Here is a 25571-nt window from a genome sequence, read left to right as displayed (position 1 = left end):
CCTTTCTGACGCAATGGCGTCCGCTGCACTCCGTCCTTCCCGAGGGTTGACGGCAGTGTTCGACGTCACGTAAAGTCGGTTGAAATAAGATTCCATTAGACGGAATCGCAATCCGAATGGACTGTCTCATGGCGACGTCGACCACCGAAACACCCGCCGCAGCGGATGCGGGACTGCTCTTCCGAAAAGTATTGGGCCACTTGCCTACCGGCGTTGTCGTCATCGCGTCGGAGGGGGCATCCGGTCGGACCGGGATCGCGGTGAACTCGTTCACCGCCGTCTCCCTTGACCCCGCGCTGGTGTCGATCTGCGTGGCCCGCACCTCGACCACCTGGCCGGCCATCAGAGCTGCAGGCCGGTTCTGCATCAGCATTCTCGCCGACCATCACGAGCAGGCATCACGCCAGTTCTCGGCGCGCAACACCGATCGTTTCGCAGGCACGTCCTGGCACGACCAGTCGGCGGGCCCGGCCCTGGACGACGCGGTGGCCTGGCTCAACTGCGAGATGTACGCCGAATACGCGGCAGGCGATCACACGATCGTCGTGGCCCGCGTACACAGTCTCAGCGCGGCCGAGGACGGCAGCGCTCTGGTCTTCTTCCGCGGCCGGTACGGACGTTTCGTACCCAACCCCCAACCCCCAACGAAAGGTGCAACACCATGAAGCTTCTCTTCTTCGACGATTTCAAACTCGGAGTCCTGCACGGCGGCAACGTGATCGACCTCAGTGGCGAAGTCAAGGACATCCCGGCGGCACACCCGCAGGACGTCATCCGCGGCGTCATCGAGGGCTGGGCCACCTACCGTGAACGCCTCGAAGCTGCAATGGCCGCAGGTGACGGAATTTCGTTGAGCGCAGTACGTATTCGCCCTCCGATCCCTCGGCCGTCGAACATCGACTGCATGGCGCGCAACTACATGGAGAACGGCACCCTGCCCGAGCGGCCGCCGATCAACGGATTCGCGAAGTCTCCCAATTCGATCATCGGCCACGGCGACACCATGGTGTTGCCCGACGTCGCAGCGACGATATTCGAGGGCGAGGCGGAGCTGGCCATCATCATCGGCAAGCGCGCGCACAACGTCTCGGCAGCCGATGCGTACGACCACATCTTCGGCTACACCAACCTGATCGACGGTTCTGCACGCGGAATTCCGCCGCGGGAGAACGCTTTCTACCAGATGAAGTCCCGGGAGACCTTCTGCCCGATCGGCCCTTACCTGGTGACCGCCGACGAGGTGCCGAACCCGCAGAACATGCCGGTCACGCTGTGGAACAACGAAGAGATCAAGCAGGAGTTCGACACAGACGACATGGCGTACAGCATCGCCGAGTCCGTCGAGTTCGTCTCGCACATGCATGCTCTCGAGCCCGGCGACATCATTGCCACCGGCACCAATCATCGTGGACTGCACGCCTTTCAGGACGGCGACCGCATCGACTTGCAAGTGGGCGACCTCGGCCGGCTCAGCGTCACCATCAGTGACGAGCTGCACCGCACCTGGGGACGTCAGACTCGCCACGAATGGACCGAAGCGGGAAACAAGGGTCGGACTCCGCCTCAGCTGAGCGGACGCTACGCCCCCACAGCCGAATGACCGCCCGATGAAAGTGCTTCGCGTGCACGAGACCCTCGGCGATTCCGAGACGTACGGAGGAATCGACGCCGGAGATGCCTTCCTGCCGCACCGCGACTCACGCGTCAAAGGTCCGGCGAATGTCGTTCCGGCAACGGCTTTCTGGCTCACCCGAGCTCGGATGGTCGACGTCCCCGCCCCCACCTCGCTCGGGTCACACACCGTTGTGGTGCTCTCGGGCGAGGTGCGGGTGGATGTACGCGACCGCAGCCCGGCTGTGCTGACCGCCGGAGACCTGGTGTTCGCGAACGTCGCCAGTCCCGAGACCCTGACGATGACCTGGGACGGCTTCGCGTGGTTGCTCTACCTCGCGCTGGACGACTGGCTGCCCGAAGCAGGCGACAACGAAGCCCGACCCGACCCGACCGTCCGGCAGGGACGGCCGTCGCTGACGTGGATCTACGACGACGGCGGAACCTCTCGGACCGAGCCGCTGCGCTGGCCGAGTGATCTGGCTCCGGTACCGCCGGTCGAGCAGTGGCCGCGTTCGCTCGGAGCATTCGTCACCCGCCGCGATTACGGCGAGGACGGGTACGTTCCGGGCGTCTGGCACAACGGGCCCAGGCCGCAGCTGGGCGTCACACTCAACGGCAGGGCCGAGAACGAGACCGGGGACGGAACGGTGACCTCGCCGGTGGCGGGCGACATCGCCTACATCGACGACGTGACCGGAGCAGGCCACGTCACGCGCGGTCTCGGTGATCGGTGGATGCTGTTCGTTACAGTCGATCCGGAACACCTGCGTTTCGTACCGGAGAAGTAAGTCCCTCGCCGAGGAGGCCCGACGTGTCGATCGCTGCGTCACCCGTGGAGTTCTCCACCGTCGGGCTTCCCTCCGTCGAGCGAATACAACGGTGGGAGGGGCACAACTCCGAGGTGCTCATCGGGCTGAGATGCCGCAGCCTGGAAGGCGGGTCCCTCGAGGCCACCGAAACCAACGTGCAGGTCGGATCGGTCGGGCTGGCCCGTGTTGTCGGAACCTCCCATGTCGTCGAGCGAGATGCCGAGCTGATTCGGCGCCGGCCGTCGGACTCGGTGGTGCTGTACTTCAGCCTGGTCGGCGATGCGTTCTTCTACTCCGAGGACGGTGTGCGCACCGTGGGCCCAGGCCAGGTTCTGCTGTGCGATGCCGACAGGGCCTTCATGCGCGGGTTCTCGCACGGCCTCGAAGAACTAGTCGTCAAGATCCCGCGCGGGGTCTACTCCGACGTCACCGGAGAGGACTCACTCGCGGCCCCGAAAGTCTTCGACTTCTCGGCGAACGGCAACGTGCACGCTGCCGCCCTGGCCGCTCGAGTGAGCCGCGCGATGCGCGCCGACGGGCCGGCGGCGCCCGACGAGCGGACGATCCTCGAACTGGTCTCCGTCCTGACCGGTGGAACGCGCAGTGACATCGGGCAGGCGCATCGCGCGGCTGCTCATTCCTACATCGAGCGCCGTCTGACCGACGCGTCGTTGTCTGCCACCGACGTCTCCGACGCCATCGGAATCAGCGCCCGGCACCTGTCCCGAGTCTTCGCAGCCGACGGCACCAGCGTGCCCAAATACATCCTCGAGCGGCGACTCGCTCGTGCACACACGGTGCTCACCTCGCCGTCGGGACGCTCGACGTCGATTGCCGAGATCGCCGCCTCCTGCGGATTCTCCTCTGCCGCTTACTTTTCCAGTGCCTTCTCGGCACGGTTCGGAGCCCGAGCATCGGACGTTCGACGCGACGCCGTGGTGCTGCGGTCGGTGCACTAGTTGCGCAATTGCGCCACCGTTGCCGATTTGCGCCGACATGACCGGGATCGATGGCCACCCACGGTGTGATGCAGGACACTGGTTTGCAAGACCCGAGATCAACGTCGGGCGCAACGAAGGGTGTGTTCCATGCCGGTGTTCGACGACGGCCAGAAGGCCACAGAGCTACCCGATTCCTCGGTGGTCGAGACCGACGTTCTCATCGTCGGCTCGGGGCCTGCCGGTGGATCCGCAGCATTGCTGCTGTCCACGCTCGGAATCCCGAACATCATGATCACCAAGTACCGCTGGACGGCCAACACTCCCCGCGCTCACATCACCAACCAGCGCACCATGGAGGTCTTCCGCGACGTCGGTATCGCAGATCAGGTACTGGCCGACGCCACCGAGCACGGGCTCGTCGGCGACACCGTGTTCTGCACCTCGATCGCGGGCGAGGAGATCGGACGCATCCGCACGTGGGGTACCGGGGCCGACCGAGAAGCGGACTACCAGCTCGCCTCGCCGTGCCTGACCGTCGACATTCCGCAGACGTACCTCGAGCCGATCCTGGTGAAGAACGCGACGATGCGGGGAACGCAGGCCCAGTTCTCCACCGAGTACCTCTCGCACGTGCAGGACGCCGACGGGGTCAGTGTGTCGGTGGTCGATCGACTCACCGGACACCGCTACACGATCCGTGCCAAGTATCTGATCGGCGCGGACGGAGCGCGTTCCAAGGTGGCCGCGGACATCGACCTTCCGCTCGAGGGCGCGATGGACATCGCCGGGTCGATGAACATCACCTTCAAGGCCGACATCGCCGAGTACGTCGGACACCGACCGTCGGTGCTGTACTGGGTGATTCAGCCCGGGTCGAACGTCGGTGGTATCGGTGCCGGGCTGGTTCGGATGGTCCGGCCGTGGAACGAGTGGCTCGTGGTCTGGGGATTCGACATCGCGCAGCCACCGCCGGTGGTGAACGAGGCAGCCGCCGTCGAGATCGTGCGGAGCCTGCTGGGCATGCCGGAACTCGACGTCGAGATCACCGGAACATCGTTGTGGGGCAACAACGAAATGTACGCCACGCACCTGCAGAAGGGGCGGGTGTTCTGTGCGGGCGACGCCATCCACCGGCATCCGCCGAGCAACGGGCTCGGCTCGAACACCTCGATCCAGGACTCCTACAATCTCGCGTGGAAGATCGCCGCGGTACTGAAGGGCCAGGCGGGCGAAGCATTGCTCGATACCTACTCCGCCGAGCGCGCCCCAGTGGCCGAGCGAATCGTCAAGCGTGCCAATCGCTCCGGCCGTGAGTTCGCAGACCTGTTCCACGCCCTCGGGGTCACCGACGCCAAGACCGAGGAGGAGATGGTCGAACGCATCGAAGAGCGTAAGGCCAACACACCGGCGGGCGAGGCCAAGCGAGCCGCGCTGGTGAAGGCGATGGAGATCAAGAACTACGAGTTCAACGCCCACGGAGTCGAATTGGGCCAGTTCTACACCTCCTCGGCTGTCGTGCCCGACGGCGTTCTGCCCGAGCCGGTACGAGACCCGGACCTGTACTACCAGGTTTCCACCGTCCCCGGATCGCACCTTCCGCACGCCTGGGTGGGCGATCACATGCACAAGCACGCGATGATGGATCTCGCGCCCTACGACCGCTTCACGCTCATCACCGGAGTCGCCGGATCGGACTGGGAGTCGGCGGCGGACAAGATCGCACACGAGTTGGGTGTGCCCCTCGAAACCGTCGTCATCGGACCCGGACGCGACGTCACCGACCTGTACTTCGACTGGTCTCGGCTGCGCGAAGTGACCGAGAGCGGTGCGTTGCTGGTCCGCCCGGACAAGCACATCTGCTGGCGTGCAGACGAACTCGCGGCAGACCCCGAGGACGCCCTGCGGCAGGCATTGACCGCGGTCCTGTCGCGATGACCTACGACTTCGCCTACGAGGCGAACCCGATGCGGGTGCGGTTCGGTGCAGGCTCGCTGTCGGTTCTGGCGGACGAGCTCGATCACCTCGGCCTGCGCCGCGTCCTCGTTCTCTGCTCACCGAGCCAGAAGGGCACAGCCGAACGCATTGCCTCGATGCTCGGAGACCGATGCGTGGGTGTGCGCGCCGACGCCGTGATGCACGTGCCCGCGGAGGTGGCGAAAAGGTCGAGTACAGAAGCGCTTTCCCTCGGGGCAGACGGCTGCATCACCGTCGGCGGCGGGTCCTCGATCGGCCTCGGAAAGGCCATCGCCCTCGTCCACGGGCTCCCGATCGTCGCCGTTCCCACCACGTACGCAGGCTCGGAGATGACCCCGGTGTGGGGGCTGACGACCGACGGGCGCAAGGAAACCGGTCGCGACATCAGGGTGCTGCCCCGCAGCGTCGTCTACGACCCCGAGCTGACGACGGGCCTGCCGGTCGACATCTCCGTCACCAGTGGAATCAACGCGGTGGCGCACGCCGTCGAGGCGTTGTATGCACCCGACATCAGCCCCATCGTCGCGCTGATGGCCGAGGACGGAGTGCGCGCACTCGCATCGGCGCTGCCGGCCATCGTGGCCGATCACCTCGATCCACAGGCGCGCAGCGACGCCCTCTACGGTGCCTGGTTGTGCGGAGCCACTCTCGGTGCCACGACGATGTCGTTGCACCACAAGCTGTGTCACTCGCTCGGGGGTACCTTGAACCTGCCGCACGCTCCGACCCACACCGTGGTGTTGCCGCACGTCTTGGCCTTCAATCAGTCGGCTGCACCCGGCGCAGTGACGGCGCTCTCGCGTGCGCTTCCCGGTTCCGGGGACCCGGCAACCCGGTTGTGGGATCTCTGCCGCGGACTCGGAGCGCCACGTTCGCTGGCCGAATTGGGTATGAAGGAGAAGGACATCGACCGAATCGCCGACGACGTGACGAGCAGATCGTACGGAAACCCGCGGCCCGTCACCCGCGAGGCCGCCGCAGCCATTCTGCACGTAGCGTGGGCCGGCGACCCGCCGACCGACATCGGACAGTGAGAGAGACCATGACCGAGCAGACCATGACCGGACAAGCCCAGGACGCCGTCGAAGAGCGGTTGGTGGAGAACGTACTTCGATCGTTCGACGACTGCACCGACCCCCGGTTGAAGCAGGTGATGACCTCGCTGGTGCACCACCTGCACGGATTCGTCCGCGACGTGCGACTGACCGAACAGGAGTGGAACACCGCCATCGGCTTCCTGACCGAGGTCGGGCACATCACCGACGACCGCCGTCAGGAATTCATTCTGCTCTCCGACGTCCTCGGGGCGTCGATGCAGACGATCAACGTGAACAACCCGGCCTACGAGGATGCGACCGAAGCAACCGTGTTCGGACCGTTCTTCGTCGACGACGCACCGCGGATCGAGAACGGTGGTGATGCATCGGGAGGTGCTGCAGGACAACCGTGCTGGGTCGAGGGAACCGTGCGCGACACCGCCGGCACGCCGATCCCCGGAGCGCGCCTGGAAATCTGGGAAGCCGACGAGGACGGGTTCTACGACGTTCAGTACGACGACGCGCGCGTCGGCGGTCGAGCGCATCTCTACAGCGACGACGAAGGAAACTATCGATTCTGGGCGTTGACGCCCACGCCGTATCCCATTCCGCACGACGGCCCCGTCGGCCGGATGTTGGCCGCGACCGGCCGCTCGCCGATGCGTGCGTCGCACCTGCACTTCATGGTCTCGGCACCGGGGATGCGGACGCTGGTGACGCACATCTTCGTCAGCGGCGACGAACTGTTGAGCAGCGACACCGTGTTCGGAGTCAAGGAGTCCCTGATCAAGGACTTCGTCGAGCAGCCGTCGGGAACACCGACGCCGGACGGTCGCGACGTCGGTGACAAGACCTGGGCCAGAGCGGATTTCGACATCGTGCTCGCTCCGGCCGAGATCTGAGACCGCCGGTCCGGACGGTCGGTCAGTGGTCGACCGACCGCCTGGCGGTGATCGAATCGACGAACGGGGTCAGCAGCAGCGCCAGATCGTCGGCCGCTGCAGCGATGTCCTCGGGCGGTTCGGGGATGTAGCTCAGGGCCAATCGGACGATGGCTTTGCTGATTACGTCGGCCTGTCGTGGGCTCGCGCCCACCCATCCGCGCTGGAAGGTCTCGGACAGACGCTCACCCGCCCGCTCGATGAGCACCTCGCTGTCGGTGGTGATCAGGCGCAGAAGATCTTCCGGTGCGTCGCCGCTGTGCAGCGACCGGACGAGCGGATCCAGGCCGCTCAGCTCGAAGAACGACGAGAAGCCCTGCCGCAGAGCGGCCGACGCGTCGTTCTCGTGCTGATACAGAGCCGTCTCGCACATGGCCACGAAGAGGTCCGTCAATCTGATGGCGTACCCCTGCGCGACGCCACGCCGCGAACCGAACTCGTTGTACAGGCTCTGCCTGCTCAGCCCTGCAGCCTTGGCGATGTGGCTCATCGTGACGTTGCGCCAGTTGCGCTCGTTCAGCAGCTCTCGCAAGGCGTCGAGCGCGGTATCGCGCGCGAGAGCGGATGCGGCTTCACGGTATCGACCGGGGGTCGACGTCTGTTCGGCTGCGGGCATGAACACGACTCTATCGAACGACCGCATGGGGCCGATCCAGCCAATCTTCTCCGAGGAGTTCCCGATCGATGGGGTCTGCGCTCGCGATGAGGGATCTGATCTGTCGGATGTCCTTGGGGAAGCCGACGCCGATGGCCCCGACGAGCGTGTCCCCGCGCAGCGCACAGGCGGTGAAGCGGCGTTCCTCGATGGAGCCGCGAACTACGACGTACTCGTCCTCGGCACCGGTCCATCCCGCGAACTGCAGGTTGAGCCCGTGCTGAGTCGACCAGCCCAACGGCACGTCGAGACTGCCGACATCGAGACCGAGTATGGACCGTGCTGCCCGGGTCGCCTGATCGACGGCACCGTTCCAGTGCTCACTCCGATAGGTGCCGCCGAGAATCGTGTTGGGGACCTCGGCCACGTCGCCCGCCGCGTAGACGTTCGGCCTGGATGTCCGCATCGCCGCGTCGACCAGGATTCCCGACGCGGTCTCGAGGCCCATGTCCGCCCCGAGCTCGACGTTGGGCACCGAACCGGCGGACACCAGGACGGTGCCGGCCGACCACGAGCGTCCGTCCCGAGCGGTGGCACGGAGGGTGCCGTCGTCCTGCTCGTCGAGACTCGTCACGGTGACGTCGGTGTGCATCGTTATCCCGTTGTCCGTGTGCAGGTCTCGGTACATCTGCGAAATCTTTGGCGGCGCGATCCGGCTCAGCGGAGCCGATGCCGCTTCGAGCACCGTCACCTCGGCACCGAGCGACCGGGCTGCTGCCGCCGCCTCGCACCCGATCAATCCGCCGCCGATCACCAACAGCGATCCGGTGCGGAGGATGTCGGCATGCAGTGGTGCGACATCGGTGGCGCTGCGAAGCGTGAACACGTGACCCGGGAAATCGAGTTGCCGAGCCCGAGAACCCGTTGCCAACAGCACGGCGTCGTACGGGATCGGATCGCCCTGATCGAGCTCGACGGCCGAGTCGGTGACGGCGACGGCGGTGACGCCCGTGCGGACGTCCACGCCCTCGATGGCTGCACCCAACCGGACCTGATCGACCGACTTGGTGCCCATCAGCAGCTCCTTGGAAACCGCTGGACGACGGTAGGTGGCCTCCTGCTCGCTCCCGATCAGCGTGATGGAACCCGTGAAGCCCTCGGCCCGTAGCACTTTGGCGGCGGTGTACCCGGTGGCACCGGTACCGACGATCACGACCTCGGCGGGTTGCCCAGTAGTCACCCGCGCTCTACCTCGACCATCTCGAAATCGGCCTTGGCCGCGCCGCAGTCGGGGCACGACCAGTCGTCGGGAATGTCGTCCCAGCGCGTGCCCGGCTCGATGCCGTCCTCGGGCCAGCCCAGCTCCTCGTCGTACTCGAATCCACATTGAACGCAGCGGTAGAGCTTCATGCCTTACTCCTGAAGTCGATTTTCTCGCGGACACCGCAGTCGGGGCACGGCCAGTCGTCGGGTACGTCCGACCACGGTGTTCCTGCCGGAAAGCCCTCTCGCGGTGCGCCGTTGGTCTCGTCGTAGACGAACTCGCACACCGGGCACTCGAAGGCGGCCATCACTTCGCTCCGTGCGCGGCGAGGATCTTCTCCCGCTTGGACGGCTGAATGTTGACCTTCGTGATGTCACCGTCGTAGTGGTCGAGTACGCGGTGGTCCATCACCTTGCGCCACACCGGTGGGAAGTAGGCCAGCGAGATCATGCTCGCGTAGCCGCTCGGCAGATTGGGTGCCCCGTCCATGCTGCGCAGAGTCTGGTAGCGGCGGGTGGGATTGGCGTGGTGGTCGCTGTGGCGCTGAAGGTGGTACAGAAAGATGTTGGTCACGATGTGATCGGAGTTCCAGCTGTGCTCGGGAGTGCAGCGCTCGTAGCGGCCGTTCTCCTTCTTCTGACGCTGCAGGCCGTAGTGCTCGAGGTAGTTGACCGTCTCCAGCAGCGAGAATCCGTAGATGGCCTGAATCACGAGGAACGGCAACACGATCGGACCGAACACCGCGATCAGAACCCCGTACAGAACCACCGACATCAGCCATGCGTTGAGCACGTCGTTCTGAATGCTCCACGTGCTCTTGCCCAGTCGCTCCATGCGCGTCTTCTCCAGCTCCCAGGACGACTTCAGGCTGCCCCACACGCTTCGAGGCAGGAAGGCCCAGAAGCTCTCGCCGAACTTCGAGCTCGCCGGATCCTCGGGAGTGGCGACGCGAACGTGGTGGCCGCGATTGTGCTCGATGTAGAAGTGGCCGTAGAACGTCTGTGCCAGAGTGATTTTCGACAACCAACGCTCGAGGCTGTCCTTCTTGTGGCCGAGCTCGTGTGCGGTGTTGATACCGACGCCGCCCATCACGCCGATACTGATGGCCAGGCCGATCTTCGAGATCAGGCCGAGCCCGCCGTCGATGCCGAGCCACGACAGGTTGTTCGCCGACCACAGGTAGCAGGCGAACACCAGGCTGGCGAGCTGGAACGGAATGTAGGCGTAGGTGCAGTAGCGGTAGTACTTGTCCTCCTCCAGCGCCTTCATCACCTCGTCGGGTGGGTTGTCACCGTCGGGACCGAAGAAGCGATCGAGGATCGGGAGCAGTCCGTAGACCAGCAGCGCGCCGATCCACCACCAGACCGGCGACACAGCGGTCCAGCCGAGCAGGTTGAAGGCCCACACCAGGCCGGTAGCCAGGAAGACCGCCGTGGGTGGGATCAACCCCATCAGCCAGAGGTATCGCTTTCGGTCGTGCCACTCGGCGACCGGCGCCTGCGCCTGGTCGTCGACATTCGATGCGGTCATCGTCACTCCTCGTGTAAGGCCGATCACTGTGGATTGGACATTACACGGAATTTGTCAGCTCGATGGACAAATTGGCTGATTTGTACAAAAACAAGTCGTGTCGCGGTGAGGGGGCGTCGTTTGTACTCTCAGCCGGAAGCGAAAGGGATCCGCACCCAAAATGAGCCTCGACCACGACCACCCGGACGTTGAACGCCGCAGCCCTCGCGGTCGAACCGGTCGACGCATCCTGCTCGGTTTCGGTGTGTTCGTCGTCGTGGCGCTCGGACTCGGTGCCTGGCTCGCGTACACCGCGCGTGCCGCATACACCTCCCTCGATCAGGCCCGCGAGCATGCCCAGGCAGCGAAAACTGCACTGCTGAACGGGGATACACAGAAGGCCGGAACCTCCGTGTCCGACGCGGTGCGCACCTCGACCCAGGCGAAGGACGCCACCGATTCGCTGATCTGGACGGCGGCCGCGGCAATTCCGTACGTGGGTCAACCGCTGGACGTCGTCTCGCAGATCACCGACGTCGTCAACGGGCTGAGCGTGGATGTGCTGACACCCTCGGTGGAGGTGGGCACCACCCTCGATCCGAGTCGGCTGCGTGGGCCCGACGGTTCCATCGACATCGCCGCCCTGCGCGACGCGTCGCCTGCGCTGTCTCGGGCGGCGGCTGCAGCGGAGGTACTCGATGCCCGGGCCGAGGCAATCGAGGAACCGACATTCGTCGATCGGGTCGGTGAGGCGCGAACTCGGTTGCAGGATCAGACGCACGAGCTGACGTCCCTGCTGACGAACACGAACATCGCGGCCGAGGTTCTTCCGGCGATGCTCGGGGCGGACGGCCCACGCAATTACTTCTTGGCCTTCCAGACACTCTCGGAATCCCGCGGAACAGGCGGATTGATAGGCGGATTCGGCATCGTGCGCGCCGTGGACGGGAAGGTCGCGGTCGACTCGTTGGCCAGCAATGCCGAGCTTCGGATTCCGTACGACCCCATCGATCTCGGCCCCGACTTCTTCGACTTCTACGAGAGCCGCTTTCAGCCCACCCAGAACTGGCAGAACAGCAACGTCAGTCCGCACTTTCCGTACGCGGGTCGGATCTGGCAGTCGATGTGGGAGCAGGAAACAGGCGAGCGTCTCGACGGCACGTTGGCCACCGACCCGGTTGCCCTCGGCTACATCCTCGACGCCGTCGGACCCATCACGATGGGCGACGGCGAAGTGATCGACGGATCCAACGTCGTCCGGATCACGCAGTCCGACGCCTACTTCCGCTTCCAGGACGACAACAGCGCGCGCAAGGCCTACCTGCAGGACATCGCCGCCCGGGTGGTCGCGAAGATGCAGGGCAACATCGGCTCTCCCAGTGCGCTGCTCGAAGCACTCGGCAAGGCCACCATCGAAGGTCACATCTCCGTGTGGAGTGCGGACCCGGCACTTCAAGCGATCCTCGGTCCGACCGAGATCGGCCACGAAGTTCCCGACAGCCCCGACCCGTACGCCGCGGTGGTGGTGAACAACGGTGCGGGCGGCAAGCTCGACTACTACCTGCAGCGCAAGGTCACCTACTCCGCGCAGTCCTGCGAGGGCCCGACGCGCACCACCCGCGTCGTCGCCGAGATCACCAACAACGCTCCGCTGCAGGACTACACCACTTACATCGCCGGCAGGCAGAACGACTCCACCCGATACGACGGACCGCCGGGAACCAACCGATCGGTGGTGGCTCTGTACGCAACTCGGGGCGCAACGTTGACCGATGCCACGATCAACGGAACTCCACTGTTTCTGCTGACCGCTGCCGAACGGGGCCATCCGGTGTTCTACGTGCCGGTCGTCATCGAGCCGGGACAGACCAAGACCATCGAGTACAACCTCGTCGAACCGACCGTCGCCGGCGAAGCGCAGGCACCGGTTCAGCCGCAATCGGCGCCGGCACCGACCGAAGTGGACTTCCCGGACTGCTCGTGATCGCCGGTAGGGCAGAATCCCCGGCGTGCGAAGAACTCGACTGTGGATCGCCGGGGCACTCGGGGTGGCTCTGGTCGCCGCGCTCGTGGCAGGACCACTGAAGAAGCCGGCGCTGACGGTCCGCAACGCACACTGCTTCGGGTGGAGCGTCAACGACACCGGCCCACGATTGGTGACGCTGGGCGACTCGATGGCGCAAGGCAATTCACGCGTCGACTGGGGGATTCACGGCAACACGTCGTGGTATTCGTATCTCGTGTGTGGAGACGATTCTCGCGCAGCCGACGGTGGGAATCTGGGAATCAACGGCGCGACGACGACGCAGATCCTCGCCCGAACCGACGACGCACTGGCAGCGAACCCGGACATACTCGTCGTCAACGGAGGCACGAACGACCTGGCCCGGTCGGTTCCGCTACCCCGGATCATCGACAACCTACGCACGATCCTGGACCGCGCACGCGACGTCGACACCGTCGTGATCGCCACGGTGCCGTCGTCGCGCACGGTCAGCGCAGACGACCTCAACGACGACATTCGAGCACTGGCCGCCGAGCGCGGCATACCCGTCGCCGGGTTTGCGCCGCTGCTCGGACGTCCCGGAGCCACCTTCGACGGGGTGCACCCCACCGCGAGTACGGCTGCGGCCATGGCGGCCGCGGTGGTTGTAGCCGTGGACGCATCGCGGACGTAGCCGTGCTGGTTGCCAGCGTTCAGAAGCGTGAGCCGAACGCGGGATTCCGCCGATCAGAGTCGGTAGTGAACGCTGAGGTGCGGGCTGCCTGTGGATAACCCCGAACTATCCACAGGTTTCGAAAACAGCACTGGCGCAGGCGTCGTCGATCGTTCACCGTATCGGCATGGGGGTACACACAGCGGTCGACCTGATGGCTCGGGGGATGAGCCGCAGCACCATCTCTCGCAGAACTGCGTCCGGGCAGCTGATTCGAGTGCTGCCCGGAATCTATGCGACGAACAAACCCGAGTACATCGACCTGTGCACAGCGGTAGCTCTGTGGAAGCCCGGCGCTGTGCTCAGTCATCTGACCGCTGCGTGGGTGTGGGGGTTGATCGACGAGGAGCCGACGCAGGTTACGGCGACAGTGCCGCCCTCGACCCGGCAGCACGCGCCGGAGTGGGTGAAGATCCATCGACGACGCGTCCCCGAGGCGGACCGGTGCCGAGGTCTTCCGGTGGTGACGTTGGCCCAGGTGTTCGTCGACGTCGCTGCAACCCTGACGGGTGAGGAGTTGGAGCGGTTCTTCGACACGGCAATCGCGCGGCCGGCTCTGCGACGTCGAATCGCGACCGAATGCGAACGATCTCGCGGGATGCACGGCATGAAGGCAGTACGGAGACAGTTGCGTCTGTGCTGCCTCGGTACCCGATCCGAGGCCGAGCGAGTGGTGGCTCGGGCACTGTCCGCTCGACAGTTCTTCATGGAGATCAATGCGCGGGTAGGTCCGTATTTCGGCGACCTCGTGGACTTCCGGGCACGGGTGATCGTCGAAATCGACGGACGCGAGTTCCATACGTCGAGCCGAGCGTTCGACGGCGATCGTCGACGCCAGAACCGGCTGGTACTTGAGGGGTGGCTGGTTCTGCGCTACTCCGCTGTACAGGCGTTGGGCGAAACGCGACGCGTGGTCGACGAGATCATCGAGGTGGTCCGGCGTCGTCGACGTTCGATCGATGCAGTCGGTCGAGCGCTGCCGCGGACGTGAGCGTTCAAAAGCGTGAGCCGAACGCGGGATTCCGCCGATCAGAGTCGGTAGTGAACGCTGAGGTGCGTGATCAGAGGCGGCCCTGTTGGACCGCGATGACGACGAGGGCAATCACAGCAATCGTGAGGATTGCTAAGAGCGCCAAATGAATTGGATCAGTGGAACCTGGCGGTCGAACCCCGTTCGAACCCCTTTTCTGGAGCATGTCACAGACTGTAGGTCACTTTCTCGGATTGTGCACAGTATGAGTGGTACAACCGAAAACCACTCCTCTGCGAGCTCGAACATATGTTCGATAGCGAGTAGGGTCGAGCGCGGCGGAGCTGGGAGGGAAGCCCGGCTCCGCCGCCCGATCGGTGCCCCGCAGGCAAGTTCTCGAGTTCGCAGACCGGGTGATTCGTCTGTGGTTGACTTGGCCCTCCAGGTCGGGATACCAGGAAAGCTCTGCAAGGTGAACGGTCTTCGTCAGTGGTGGTCGCTTCCCGTCGACTACGGGTGGAACGTTGCGTATGCGCGTTCACAACGAGGCTTGGACATCACCAGGGTTCTCATCGGAATTCTGTGTTGGCTCTACGCCGGTGCCGCGGCGATCGCTCTGAGCATTCCGGGATTCGCCGACAGCAGCCTCGCACGTTTGCCCCTGTGGTTCACCGTTGTCACGACGGTCCCGGTGGGGTTGATCTGGTTGATCGGCGGCTGGCCGAGCTGGCGCGTGTCGATCGCGTTCGTGCTGTACGCCGATGTCGTGCTCGCGGCTGTCCTGCTCACCACCGATGGACCGTCCGCGGTACTGCCCATTGCAGCCCTGTTCACGGTCATGGGCGCTTACGTCGCGGGGTTTCACGGTCCCAAGCTGTTTGCGTTCCATCACGGCTTCGCATTCGTCACCGCCGTCGCCCTCTACGTCTCGGCAATGGTGAACGACCCGGCGGAGCGTCTACAGACCAATCTCTACTTCGTCATGCTGATCCTGGTGATGTTCGCGGGACCGTTGATCGGGCATTCCTTCCTCATGTTGTTGCGCCGGGATGCCACCGGCGCGTTCTACGATCCGCTCACCGGCCTGCGGAACCGTCGGGGATTCGATGCGGCGATCGGCAACCTGGAATCTCGATCCGGTGCGAACATGTCGCTGGTCGCCGTGGTCATCGACATCGACAACTTCAAAGCGGTCAACGACAGATACGGCCACGAGCATGGAGACGCGGTCATCCGGACGACAGCGAATCGCATCCTCGAGGTCTTCCCGGCACCGGCCGTCACGGTTCGACTGGGCGGCGAAGAATTCGCGGCCGTGTGTGTCGACGACCTCGATACGGTCGTCGAACAATCGGAGCGATTACGAGTTCGTCTGTGTGACAGCACCGACCGGGCACCGTTGACCGCGTCGTTGGGCATCGCCCATGCCGTGGTCGAGACGGGGGACGTCGAGTCCGCTGTCAACGAACTGCTGGGCCACGCCGACGAGGCGATGTATCACGCGAAGAGGCTCGGCGGCGACCGCGTCGCCCTCTACGGAGGCGATTCGCTGTCGAGCGGTGACGTGAACGAACTGCAGTGACGACGCCGAGCCGAGGTCCGTGTCGGAACCCGGCTCGACGCCGTCGATCGTGCTGTGAACGAACTGCTACGCCACCTCTGCCGCGAGCGCGGACTGCGTTCCGACGTCGAACACCGGGTTGGTCAGGTGCACATCGAGGCTGTTTCCTGGGCCTGCGATGATGCCGTTGAGCACCGAGGTGAACGCGCCGCAGTTCTGGAACTGCGGAATGGTGTAAGTGCCCTTCACGTGGGCATCGGCCTGATTGTTCTGGATCAGATCGATCGCGTCGAGCGAACCGGTCAGTTCGGCAGTGGTCTCGGCGGTGACGCAATTGCTACCCGCGGGAATGAGATCGACCGACGCCGACCCCGCGGACCCGGTGTCGATACCCAGAGGCTTCACCGAGTCGATACGAATCTTGAAGCTCTGCTGGACGGCGAGATCCAACGTGGGTGCCTCCGCGGGACCGCCCTGGGTGAGGGTGCCCGACACCGGCGTCGGATCGACGATCGAAATGGTGAAGTTCGCCAACGTTGCAGGGCCGAGTTTCAAGTCGGCCGATGCCTGCGGCAGTGCGAGCGTGCCGGTCACCGTCCCGCCGACCAGGTCGACGTCCGTGACGAGGTCGGTGGTGGGGAAGACGACCGGCTGACCGGTCTTGGCGATGATCGTCGTCGTGTCTGCCTGAAACGTGATCGGAAGCGTGTCGGCAGCGTTGGCCGGGGCGGCCACCATCGTCGCCAATGCGACGGACGAGGCCAGTGCCGCCATTGTGACGACAGTCCTGTTGCGGATTTTCACGTGCTCTCCTTCGAGGAAATGGATTGTGCTGGAACGTAATCGGAGGATGTCGATCAGGACAGTGTGAAGGCCGGATTCGGCTGGACCGACAGGCTGTCGACCGTGCAGTTGCCGGACATGGGCTGGTCGGTCGAGGTGAGGGTGTTGGTCATGTTGTCGAACGAACCGGTGAGGGTGGCCGGGCCGCAGTTGTATCCGACGAGCGAGAAGGCCACGTTGGAGACCTCACCGGTGGTGGCACTGGTGGGGGTCAGAGTCCACGGCAGGTTCTTCAGCTGCGGCAGGCCGCACAGGCGGTTGGAACCGGTGATCTTCGCGTCGGTGATCGATGCAGAGGAGCCGTCGGCGCTGGTGCTGCCGGAGAGTGTGATGGAACAGCTCACGGGAACTCCGAACGAGGCGGGCGTGCTCACGACGATCGTGCCGGGTGCGGTGAAGGCGGTTCCGGCCGGAGAGATGGTGGCGGCACCGGCATCGGCGGCACCGACTGTCGCCCCGGTGATGGCAACGGCGGCGAGTACGGCGGCGAGTGTACGAGAGCGGGTCGGCGGGTTGAGCGTCATCGATCGATCCTCCATGTCCAGGACGGCTCCGGGAGCCCACGCGGGCGGCCGGTGGCGGCCGGTGCTCCGGCAACCGGGATGGACGTTAGGTGTGCGAACCATATGTCGGAATTGCTTCGTTTCAAGTCTGTGAGAAGTCACAATACGGTCGGTATGTTTGTTGTTTGCCGTGGTAACGAAAGTGGGCTTCGGTTCCGAAAGTCCACTCCGTCATGGGTTTTCGGCCCGATTTCGAGCTCGGAGGGTTCCGAGCCGCGCGGCCGACCCAGCGGAAGTTCCGTTATCGGAGCGTTATGCAAAGTTATCCAAACGAGATAGTTGTGGTGTCTGTCGTGATACCTCCGTCGTCCAACATTGAGTCAGCGAGAAGAAACTACGAGAATCAGGTTTGAAGATCAGCCAACCCCCACGTGACGGGGGTGGTTTTTTCGTGTCAAACTGTGGTGTGACGTTCGCGCTGGCCGAAGCAGGATCTGCAGTCGACACGGACACGGGAGAGCTGACGGTGCAACCGTATTTCGCCCCGGTCTGTCGGCTGGACAACGGCGCGCTCGCAGCGATCGAAGTTCAACTGCGAGGTCCGCAGAACGGTCCGCTCGCATCCGCCGACGCGCTCAAGCGCGCAGCCAGAGCAATGGACGCCAAGCGCGAACTCGACGCCCTTGCGTGGGGAGTGGCTCGGGTAAACCAGTCGGTGCGGTTGCCGATGCTCGTCTCCATGGACGTCGACTCCCTTGCTGCACTCGATTCCGCCACCGAGGAACAGTTGCGCCGCGACATCGTGGTCGTCACCGAGGCGGCACTCGTCGACAGTCCGGCCCGCACCCTCGCTGCGATCGACAAGGCCAGGCGTGACGGCAAAGTGGTGGCCGTCGATGACGTCGGTCGTCGACCGCAGTCGATGACCCTGCTGCCGCTCATCGAACCCGACGTGATCATCCTCGCTGGATCGATGGTCTCCCGGCGTCCCGATCTCGCCACCGCACGTACCGCTCACGCCGTCTCGGCTCAGGTGGAACGAACCGGCGCGGTGGTGGTCGCCAGCGGAGTCGACACGGCACTGCACCGCACTCGCGCGCTCGGACTCGGAGCGACCTACGGGGTGGGTGAGCTGTATCCGGCGGCCGAGACCACCGAGGAGCTCCCCGCGGACGCCGCGGAGGTGATGCCGCCGTTCCCGACCTGGAGCACACCTGCTGTCGCCGCCGAGTCGCCGTACGCCATCGCGTCCGCGGGAAAGACAGCCACCCGCAGCACCAAGCGTCTACTGGTGGCGATGAGTACCTCGCTCGAGATGCAGGCTGCGGTCTCAGGTCCGGAAACGTTGGTACTCGGTACTTTTCAGCGAGCAGAGCACTTCACCTCGAGCACCCGTGCGCGTTGGGTCTCGATGGCCGAGCAGATCTCGTACGCCGGCGTGTACGGCGTTGGCATGGGCTACGTCCAAGAGGGCGGCATCATGCATGCGCCCCTCGACCCGACGGATCCGCTGGTGGAGGAGTGGAACGTGGTGGTGTTGGGTCCGCACTTCTGTGGAGTGCTCGCAGCGATCGATCTGCACCGCGGCGAAGTCGACGCCGATCGTGAGTTCGATTACGTGATGTCGTACGACCGTGCGACAGTAGTTCGTTGTGCGCGTGCGATTCTCGCGCATTTCTGACGCAACGACGACCGCGTTCCCGGACGGGATGTTTCGGGCAGCCATGGCAGGGCATACGGCACAGCAGGTGATGAAGTAGTCCGGACTGCCCCATTGCTCAGGCCCCGTGCGTTGAAAAAGCAGCGTACGGGGCTGCCTGAACAGTTACCGCGCGGTCGAAGCCATGTCCACCAACTCCTGAGCGATGTCGCGAAGCTTTCGGTTGGAGTCCTGCGATCGGTCTACCAGTAGCGCGAACGCCGCATCCGCGCTGATGCGATGCGTTGCCATCAACATTCCCTTGGCCTGTTCGATCGGTGCTCGCTGCGAGAGCGCCCGTCCGATAGCGTCCGGTAGCCCGAAGTCGGTTGCGTTCGCTGCGGTCATGCAGACATTGTTGCGCGACTTGCTCCGGCGCAGGTCAGACCTGAGAAGACGCGCCGAAAAACCGTCGAACAGAGTTGCCCACGTTACCGACTTCGTAGTGTTCCGTGACCGCGGTGTTACAGAGCTTCGGCGCTGTCAGGCGGCGGGATTGGACAGCGGCCGTCCAATCAGGAACTCGAGAGTGCGGTAGGCGTCGGTCCGCCGCCCGTTGCTCGCATTGTCGTGATACGCGGCACCGGCGACGACCACGCCGACCGGAATACGGCCGGACTCGATATCGCGCGCCGTCTGCTCGGCGCAGTTGCGCAACACCGGGCAGTCGGCGCACAACCGCCATGCCTTCTCTGCGCGCTTGCGTCCGTGCCGAGGAAGTTGTTGCGAGTCGTAGGCATCCATGTCTTCGATGCACGCACCCTTGAGGCGCCAGACCTGGTCATCCGTCATCGTCATGATCCGTTTCGCGTCGTGCCGATCGTTCCAGGACCCATGTTCCCCGTCACGCGGAACTCGAAACACCCAAATGCCTTGCGCCGCCGCAGGCCCGCAGGGTCAGACAGGACGACGAGCGGCGACCCGCGACGCTGCGGCCGCCGCCGCGATGGTCACCAGTGCGCCGAGCACGATCGCAGGGCCTTCACCGGGAGCCAGGACGCCGCTCTGCGCGCCGAGCGTCACGGCCGAGACCGGAACGCCCAGCTGGGCTGCCGCGAGTATCCCGAGTCGGGTGGGCTGGCCGGTCAGGCGCATCGCACCGTGCACCGCGATGGCACCGAAGCCCAAGACGAGCCCCAGCACGATCATCTTCGGGTGACCGGCGAGGGCACGCAGATCGAGGGATGCACCGAGCCAGACGAAATACAGTGGTCCCAGAAATCCTTCGGTGATGGCGAACAGTTGTTTGGCAAGGCGACGCGGTTCTCCGATGGCGGCAATCGCCAGGCCGAAGCCGAAGCCGGCCAGCATCACCGTGGCGTGAGTGTGGACGGCGAGTGCCGCGAGGCCGAACAGCAGAACCAGGTTCAGTCGCAGTTCGAGCGCAAGTTTGCGCTGAGCAGACACCCGATGCACGCGCCGGCGCAGTCCCGAGATGTCGAAGTGTCGCAGGACGACGAAGATCACCGCGGCAGCGAGCAGAACCGTCGCAGATCCCAATGCGGCCGGACCGGCCCGCTGTGGATCGATCACGAGGGGCAGCGCGACGATGCAGACTGCATCGGCGAGCGCGATCTGCGGCAGGAGGGCCATCAGGCCCGGAGCGGTCATGGTTGTGGACTCGACGATCGGCATGACGACAGCGGCCGAGGACGACGCCATCAACACCGCGTACAAACCGAGATGAGGCGGAGCGAACGCTGCCGAAACGGCCCAGCCGAGCGCGGTTGCGAGCAGCCCGACGGCCACCGCCCGAGCGGCACCGACCCCGAGACCGATGCGCAGTCGCGGGTCGCGAATCGGAACCTGACTGCCGGCCACGAACATGACGAGCGCAAAGCCCACCTGCGCGAGGAAGCTCAGCGTCTGCTCGCTCGGGTCGACAACGCCGAAGCCTGTGTAACCGAGTGCAATTCCGGCGACGAGTTCTCCGATGACGACGGGTATCCGAAGCCCGCGTGGAAGCGCCAGCAGTGGGCCGAACAATCCCACCGCGGCACACAGGGCGAGCGTCTCGAAGGTCATGCGCCCGCGCCGGTGTCAGGCAGAGTTCAGCGTCGGGCGTCGACTCGACGGCAGCGCCGACGCAACGAGATCACGAGGGTGCAGCGCCCCCTGCTCGGTCATCATCACCCGCATCCGATACTCGACCACACGCAATTGCGCAGCCAACGGGCTACGCATCAACGCGAGCTCGTAGTTCGTACCGGCGGAACGGAATTCGGTGTCGAGATCGGTCATGTCATCGTCTCCTCGGATGCAGGGAACACAGCGGCAAGCGAGTCGGTAAGCGTCCCGGATGTGTCGATCACGGTTGCACTCGGCCAGGGGCGTCGGGCACCGGCCATGGCGTCGTACACGGCCTGCGACGCGTCCGAAGCGCCGCGGGGGCGGGTCGCAATACGTTCGAGGGCAATGTGTTCGGGCGTTCGGCATTCGAGCTCGACAAGATCGCTGTGGGTGCCGGCGGCCAGTTCGAGCGCGTGCTCGCGCGACTTCTCGTCGTTCCACGAGGCGTCGATGACGACCGAACGGCCCATCCCAACCTGCTCGCGCGCCCGGTGCATCAATTCGGCATAGGTGGATGCTGTCTTCTCAGGGGTGTAGAGCCCGCATCCGACTGCCGACGGATGCGGAGACCGTGGATCGAGCCCCGCGCTCTCCTTGCGCACCACATCGCTCGACAACACCACCGCCCCGGTACGTTCCGCGAGTGCGGCCGCCACCGTGCTCTTGCCGGTGCCGGGCAGGCCTCCCACCAACGTGATGGTGATCGAGGACGCCAGGTGGTCCAGCGCGAGTCGCATGTGGGCGAGCGCGTCGGTCTGCGAGGCCGCATGACCCTGATGAAAGCGAAGGCAGGCGACCTTGGCGCGAACCGTTGCGCGGTAGGCGATGTAGTGATCGATCAGAGAGCAGGGAGGATCGTCCTCGGTCGCCTCGAGGTACGACGCCACCAAGCGCCGAGCTGCGTCGGGGCGTCCCTGGAATTCGAGATCCATTGCCAAGCAAGCGACGTCGTCGATTCCGTCGAGGAAGCGAAGTCGGTCGTCGAAATCGAGACAGTCCAGTATTCGTGGGCCGTCCGGTAGGCAGAAGATGTCGTCCGAGAGAAGGTCCCCGTGTCCGTCGACTATGCGGCCTCGCGAGATCCGGTGATCGAACAGGGCCGCACGGCCGGCGACGTAGCGCAGAGATAGATACTCGAGTTCGTCGACGAGTGCGGTGTCGAGGACGCCGACCGCAAGTGTGCGCAGCTCACGAATGTTGTTGCGCCATCGCTCGTCCAGAGCGCTCTGTCGTCCCTCGTCGTCGATGCGGGTACTTCGGGGACTGTTCCGATGGGCGACCGCGACAGTCTGTGCGACGAGGTCGACGACGGTGCCGATATCGTCGCCTGCCGCGGCGCGGGTGGACAACCGGGTGGAATCGGGGAGGCGTCGCATCTTCAACAGTGGTTCGGCGGGCCCGCCGCCAGGATCGGTGAGCTCGGCGATACCGATATATACATCGGGCGCGAATCGGGAATTCAGTACGAACTCGCGGTCGCATGCGGTCCATCGGGAATCGACGGTACGGAAGTCGAGGAAGTCCGTCTCGATCGGCTTCTTCATCTTGTAGGCGACATCACCGAGTAGAAACACATAAGCGCTGTGCGTTTCGTGGACCTCTGCGGTGCCGACGACCGCCGGGCCTGTTCGGTCGCAATCAACTACTGCAGGCATGAAACATCCTTCGATGGATTTGGGGGAGAACAAGATCGACGGCACTACCGCGAAGGATGGTCGCGGTCCTGTAGAAAGTGTTGCCAGTCCCTGTCCCACTGCCGCATTCGTGAACGTTCGCCGGCCCTGGTGGTGACATACACCAGACCACCGACGACGACTGCACCGAGGAACCACACGAACACGGCCGTGGCAGTTCCGTTGACGACGGCACCGGCGGCGGTCTCGGGAGCGCGTACGCGGTTTCCGTCCGCATCGCGCCAGATCGGAGTCGTCTCACCGATCTGCACAGCGGACGGCACCTGGGCCGATCCCGACCGGATGGAGCCGTCCGGCGCGCTCCACTGCACAGTCGCGGTACCGCTGGCGGGCACGGCACCGTCCGTCTCGGACCGCTCGGTCCTGACGGAGTCGACCACCCGGGCATCGACTCGAACGTATTCTGCGCGTTGCTGTTGCGCCCGCAACGACAGGTCGCTGTACGTCACCGAACCGATCGTCGCTGCCACGGGAACCAGCAGTAGAAGCACCGCGATCCCGACGGCGAAAGCCGCTCGTTCGATCCTGTCGGGCAGCCGCACCAGTGGATTGGAGATCCACGGACTGTATCGCCACCACCGGTGCGCGAGTTCCGAGAACATGACCGTCACCTACTCCCACCCGAAGTGCATTCGTTTCCTACGAGTCTCCGGCGTCGAGCAGTGGATCCGTAAGGGCACAAGGTCCCGATGCGCCGGGGGCTGTCGGCAGTTCGAGGACTCAACGCACCACGAGAATCGGGCAGCCCGACGCATGCACCAGCGACTGGCCGACCGACCCGGTGAACGGACCCGTCCATGGCCCTGGCCCGCGGCTGCCGACCACGAGGAGGTGTGCGGTGGCCGATGCGAGTCGAAGCTCGTGCTCCGCGGACGCGTCGAGCAGATGCAGGTGCACGTCGACTGTGGGATGCATGGACTTGGCAGCGTCGAGGCGTCCGCCCAGCCATTCGAGTGCTCGGATTTGTTCCAGCTCAGCGTCGTTCGTGACAGGCCGACGGTGGGGCGATCCGACGTGCAGCGCGGTGAGTGGGACCTCGAGTGCATCGGCGAACCAGAAGGCCGCCTCGATCGCTCGGGTACACGAGTCGGAGTGATCGACGCCGACGACAACCGGAGAGGTCGGCGTGAGATCCGCGTGCTGGGGACGCCACACCAGGACCGGGCACGACGATTCTTCGACGATGCGAGTTGCGTTGCGGCCGAACAGCACATCTCGGATCGGGCCCGATTCACGACCTCCGATGACGATCAGATCAGCAGTGTGCGACAGCGCGCCGAGAACGGAGGCGATGGGATCGTCCGTCAGAATCGAATCGATTGCGATGCGGGGGTCGAGACCGAAGAGTTCACGACGAGCCGATCGGAGAAGGCGTCGACAGTGCAGTCGCTCCAACGACCGGGCCGATTCGCGGGAAGTGAGTGCGTGCACGAGCCGAATGCGCGCGCCGGTGACAGAGGCCAGGCCCGCTGCCCAGGGCAGGGCGTCGCGGGACTTCACGGTGCCGTCGAGCGCGACGACGATGTCACCCCACTCGTGCTTCGCCCAGAAGCCGGGAGCGACCGGGTGGTCCGTGGGTCGGTGTCGCGGCTCTGCGTTCACCATGACCGGCCTGCCATGGGCGGCAGGGCGCGGCGTATCTCCGCCGAGACGGTCTTCAGATCGTCGTCGATTGCTAGTTCCGCTTGCATGCGCTCGAGTTCGACACGGGCACGATTGGACGTCAGTGGGAACAGGTGGCCGTGGACGCGCGCGGTGGCGTACAGGCGGTCGTAGGTGGTGCGGACTGCGTCGTCGACGACTGAGCGCGTCAGATCGGGGAACCTCGCGGCGAGCATCGCGGCAATCGATGTCAATTCGTCGTGCAGCAATTGGGTGGTCGGTGGTGCGTCGGTGATGGTCATGAAGATCGGCTACCTCGCGCTCGTGGAGATGGAGTGCTCCTCCCCTGAGCGTTCCCGGCGCGGCTCGTGCGATGTAGGGCCTTTCGTCGGCCGGCCGGTTATCGAAGGGCCCTCATAGGGCCGGACGAGGCCGAATCAGCTCAGAAAGACCGCGTCGACGACGACGTATCCGGCCACGGCGAACACGAGGTAGGCGAACAAACGTTGTAGCCGCGCGGTATCGACTCGACTTCCGAAGTGCGCGGCCACGAGAGAGCCGACGATCGCGGTACCTGCGAAGGCGAGGGTGATCGACCAGTCGATGGTCGTACCACTCAGGTGTGAGAACAGACCTGCGACGGAGTTCGCGACGATGATGACCAGCGAGGTTCCGACAGCGACCGACATCTCTATGCCGAGCATCAGCACCAGTACCGGAATGATCAGGAAGCCACCTCCGACGCCGAACAGCCCGGTCATGAATCCGACGGCAAGACCGGCCGGAATCGAACGTGGTGCGCAGCGTCTCCAGTTGATACCCGATGTCGATGTCTTGCAGGCTGTTCCGATATCTCCCCGCTCGGCGAGCATCCGCGCTCCTGCGGCAACCATCACGGCGGCGAAGCCGAGCAGCAGAACCCTGTCCGGAAGCAACCGGCCGAGTGCACTGCCGGCGAACGTCGCTGGAATGCCGGTCGCAGCGAACACGGCCGCCAGCCGCCATTCGACTCGGTGGGCTCGCAGCTTCGGTATCACTCCCACCGCGGAGGCGGTACCGACGACGATCAGCGAGACGGGGATCGCTTCCTCCACGCCGAGGCCGAGGGCGAACACCAACACCGGGACCGCAAGAATCGATCCGCCTCCACCGAGTAGGCCGAGCAGAATTCCGATCACCGCACCGAATCCGAGCGCCAGCGCCAACGTCATCGTGTGTTCACTCCCAT

General features: G+C 64.8%; 28 protein-coding genes. 12 read left to right on the top strand and 16 right to left on the bottom strand.

Annotation, left to right across the window (positions count from 1 at the left end):
* The first annotated feature begins 128 nt into the window (after positions 1–128).
* From CH256_RS18990 to CH256_RS18960, 7 genes are all read left to right on the top strand, one after another.
* Positions 129–665, top strand: coding sequence for a flavin reductase family protein (locus CH256_RS18990; protein WP_217901096.1), 537 nt, complete (start codon positions 129–131; stop codon positions 663–665).
* The gene (locus CH256_RS18985; protein ID WP_094670303.1) at positions 662–1600 is read left to right on the top strand and encodes a fumarylacetoacetate hydrolase family protein; all 939 of its coding nucleotides are present in this window, start codon (positions 662–664) and stop codon (positions 1598–1600) included. The genes CH256_RS18990 and CH256_RS18985 overlap by 4 nt, the downstream gene beginning before the upstream one ends.
* A 7-nt stretch (positions 1601–1607) precedes the next feature.
* Positions 1608–2402 (top strand): hypothetical protein, encoded by a 795-nt coding sequence (locus tag CH256_RS18980; protein WP_094670302.1) that lies wholly within the window; start codon positions 1608–1610, stop codon positions 2400–2402.
* 23 nt (positions 2403–2425) lie between these two features.
* A complete protein-coding gene (locus CH256_RS18975) occupies positions 2426–3382 on the top strand; it encodes a helix-turn-helix domain-containing protein (RefSeq protein WP_179272149.1) in 957 nt (318 codons plus the stop codon).
* 129 nt (positions 3383–3511) lie between these two features.
* Positions 3512–5299 (top strand): FAD-dependent oxidoreductase, encoded by a 1788-nt coding sequence (locus CH256_RS18970; RefSeq protein WP_094640748.1) that lies wholly within the window; start codon positions 3512–3514, stop codon positions 5297–5299.
* Entirely contained in the window at positions 5296–6372 is a 1077-nt protein-coding gene (locus tag CH256_RS18965; protein WP_094670301.1) for a maleylacetate reductase, read from the top strand. The genes CH256_RS18970 and CH256_RS18965 overlap by 4 nt, the downstream gene beginning before the upstream one ends.
* Positions 6373–6380: 8 nt before the next feature.
* Positions 6381–7277 carry a dioxygenase family protein gene (locus tag CH256_RS18960; protein ID WP_068055079.1) on the top strand — a complete coding sequence of 299 codons (897 nt, stop codon included), beginning with the start codon at positions 6381–6383 and terminating at the stop codon, positions 7275–7277.
* A 22-nt stretch (positions 7278–7299) separates the two neighbouring features.
* Here the strand turns inward: CH256_RS18960 and CH256_RS18955 are convergent, their stop codons facing one another.
* Genes CH256_RS18955 through CH256_RS18935 form a run of 5 tightly spaced genes read right to left on the bottom strand, consistent with a single transcriptional unit; the run spans position 7300 to position 10705 of the window.
* Positions 7300–7932, bottom strand: coding sequence for a TetR/AcrR family transcriptional regulator (locus CH256_RS18955; protein ID WP_094670354.1), 633 nt, complete (start codon positions 7930–7932; stop codon positions 7300–7302).
* A 10-nt stretch (positions 7933–7942) separates the two neighbouring features.
* A complete protein-coding gene (locus tag CH256_RS18950; protein WP_094670300.1) occupies positions 7943–9151 on the bottom strand; it encodes an NAD(P)/FAD-dependent oxidoreductase in 1209 nt (402 codons plus the stop codon).
* The gene (locus tag CH256_RS18945) at positions 9148–9321 is read right to left on the bottom strand and encodes a rubredoxin (RefSeq protein WP_027495558.1); all 174 of its coding nucleotides are present in this window, start codon (positions 9319–9321) and stop codon (positions 9148–9150) included. The genes CH256_RS18950 and CH256_RS18945 overlap by 4 nt, the downstream gene beginning before the upstream one ends.
* A complete protein-coding gene (locus CH256_RS18940) occupies positions 9318–9482 on the bottom strand; it encodes a rubredoxin (protein WP_068055073.1) in 165 nt (54 codons plus the stop codon). Before CH256_RS18940 ends, CH256_RS18945 begins: the two co-directional genes overlap by 4 nt.
* A complete protein-coding gene (locus CH256_RS18935) occupies positions 9482–10705 on the bottom strand; it encodes an alkane 1-monooxygenase (RefSeq protein WP_094670353.1) in 1224 nt (407 codons plus the stop codon). Before CH256_RS18935 ends, CH256_RS18940 begins: the two co-directional genes overlap by 1 nt.
* Positions 10706–10865: 160 nt before the next feature.
* Between CH256_RS18935 and CH256_RS18930 the strand changes: the two genes are divergently transcribed.
* The 4 genes from CH256_RS18930 to CH256_RS18915 all read left to right on the top strand — a co-directional run bounded on the left by CH256_RS18930 (position 10866) and on the right by CH256_RS18915 (position 15953).
* A complete protein-coding gene (locus CH256_RS18930; RefSeq protein WP_256989480.1) occupies positions 10866–12668 on the top strand; it encodes a DUF4012 domain-containing protein in 1803 nt (600 codons plus the stop codon).
* 25 nt (positions 12669–12693) lie between these two features.
* Positions 12694–13362 (top strand): SGNH/GDSL hydrolase family protein, encoded by a 669-nt coding sequence (locus CH256_RS18925; RefSeq protein WP_179272148.1) that lies wholly within the window; start codon positions 12694–12696, stop codon positions 13360–13362.
* 166 nt (positions 13363–13528) lie between these two features.
* Positions 13529–14392, top strand: a complete 864-nt coding sequence (locus CH256_RS18920) for a DUF559 domain-containing protein (RefSeq protein WP_094670298.1) — start codon at positions 13529–13531, stop codon at positions 14390–14392.
* Positions 14393–14843: 451 nt separating this feature from the next.
* Positions 14844–15953 carry a GGDEF domain-containing protein gene (locus tag CH256_RS18915; protein WP_179272147.1) on the top strand — a complete coding sequence of 370 codons (1110 nt, stop codon included), beginning with the start codon at positions 14844–14846 and terminating at the stop codon, positions 15951–15953.
* A gap of 66 nt (positions 15954–16019) precedes the next feature.
* On the opposite strand, the gene CH256_RS18910 is transcribed toward CH256_RS18915, so the two are convergent.
* Both CH256_RS18910 and praA read right to left on the bottom strand, forming a co-directional pair.
* Positions 16020–16736, bottom strand: a complete 717-nt coding sequence (locus CH256_RS18910) for a hypothetical protein (RefSeq protein WP_094640755.1) — start codon at positions 16734–16736, stop codon at positions 16020–16022.
* 53 nt (positions 16737–16789) lie between these two features.
* Entirely contained in the window at positions 16790–17299 is a 510-nt protein-coding gene (gene praA / locus CH256_RS18905) for an alkane oxidation protein activator PraA (protein WP_094670296.1), read from the bottom strand.
* Positions 17300–17729: 430 nt separating this feature from the next.
* Here praA and CH256_RS18900 point away from each other — a divergent pair, with 430 nt between their 5' ends.
* The gene (locus CH256_RS18900; protein WP_255183127.1) at positions 17730–18959 is read left to right on the top strand and encodes an EAL domain-containing protein; all 1230 of its coding nucleotides are present in this window, start codon (positions 17730–17732) and stop codon (positions 18957–18959) included.
* A gap of 144 nt (positions 18960–19103) precedes the next feature.
* Here the strand turns inward: CH256_RS18900 and CH256_RS18895 are convergent, their stop codons facing one another.
* From CH256_RS18895 to CH256_RS18855, 9 genes are all read right to left on the bottom strand, one after another.
* The gene (locus tag CH256_RS18895) at positions 19104–19325 is read right to left on the bottom strand and encodes an ANTAR domain-containing protein (RefSeq protein ID WP_094640758.1); all 222 of its coding nucleotides are present in this window, start codon (positions 19323–19325) and stop codon (positions 19104–19106) included.
* 135 nt (positions 19326–19460) lie between these two features.
* On the bottom strand, positions 19461–19769 hold the full coding sequence (locus CH256_RS18890) for a WhiB family transcriptional regulator (protein WP_037193923.1): 309 nt from the start codon (positions 19767–19769) through the stop codon (positions 19461–19463).
* A 105-nt stretch (positions 19770–19874) separates the two neighbouring features.
* Positions 19875–21002 carry a cation:proton antiporter gene (locus tag CH256_RS18885; RefSeq protein ID WP_094670295.1) on the bottom strand — a complete coding sequence of 376 codons (1128 nt, stop codon included), beginning with the start codon at positions 21000–21002 and terminating at the stop codon, positions 19875–19877.
* Between the two features lie 15 nt (positions 21003–21017).
* Positions 21018–21218 (bottom strand): hypothetical protein, encoded by a 201-nt coding sequence (locus CH256_RS18880; protein ID WP_094670294.1) that lies wholly within the window; start codon positions 21216–21218, stop codon positions 21018–21020.
* A complete protein-coding gene (locus CH256_RS18875; RefSeq protein WP_094670293.1) occupies positions 21215–22702 on the bottom strand; it encodes a bifunctional aminoglycoside phosphotransferase/ATP-binding protein in 1488 nt (495 codons plus the stop codon). Before CH256_RS18875 ends, CH256_RS18880 begins: the two co-directional genes overlap by 4 nt.
* A gap of 44 nt (positions 22703–22746) precedes the next feature.
* Positions 22747–23343: an Rv1733c family protein gene (locus tag CH256_RS18870; protein WP_143536622.1), complete on the bottom strand. Its 597-nt coding sequence runs from the start codon at positions 23341–23343 to the stop codon at positions 22747–22749.
* A gap of 118 nt (positions 23344–23461) precedes the next feature.
* On the bottom strand, positions 23462–24346 hold the full coding sequence (locus tag CH256_RS18865; protein WP_094670291.1) for a universal stress protein: 885 nt from the start codon (positions 24344–24346) through the stop codon (positions 23462–23464).
* Positions 24340–24645, bottom strand: coding sequence for a three-helix bundle dimerization domain-containing protein (locus CH256_RS18860; protein ID WP_094670290.1), 306 nt, complete (start codon positions 24643–24645; stop codon positions 24340–24342). Before CH256_RS18860 ends, CH256_RS18865 begins: the two co-directional genes overlap by 7 nt.
* Before the next feature lie 135 nt (positions 24646–24780).
* Complete coding sequence (locus CH256_RS18855; protein WP_068055043.1) at positions 24781–25554, bottom strand: sulfite exporter TauE/SafE family protein; 774 nt, start codon at positions 25552–25554, stop codon at positions 24781–24783.
* Positions 25555–25571 lie beyond the last annotated feature (17 nt).

The organism is Rhodococcus sp. 05-2254-6 (assembly GCF_002258565.1).
In the GTDB taxonomy this organism is placed as follows: domain Bacteria; phylum Actinomycetota; class Actinomycetes; order Mycobacteriales; family Mycobacteriaceae; genus Rhodococcoides.
Note: the sequence above shows the minus strand (reverse complement) of the source record. Positions and strands in the feature narration are given on the sequence as shown.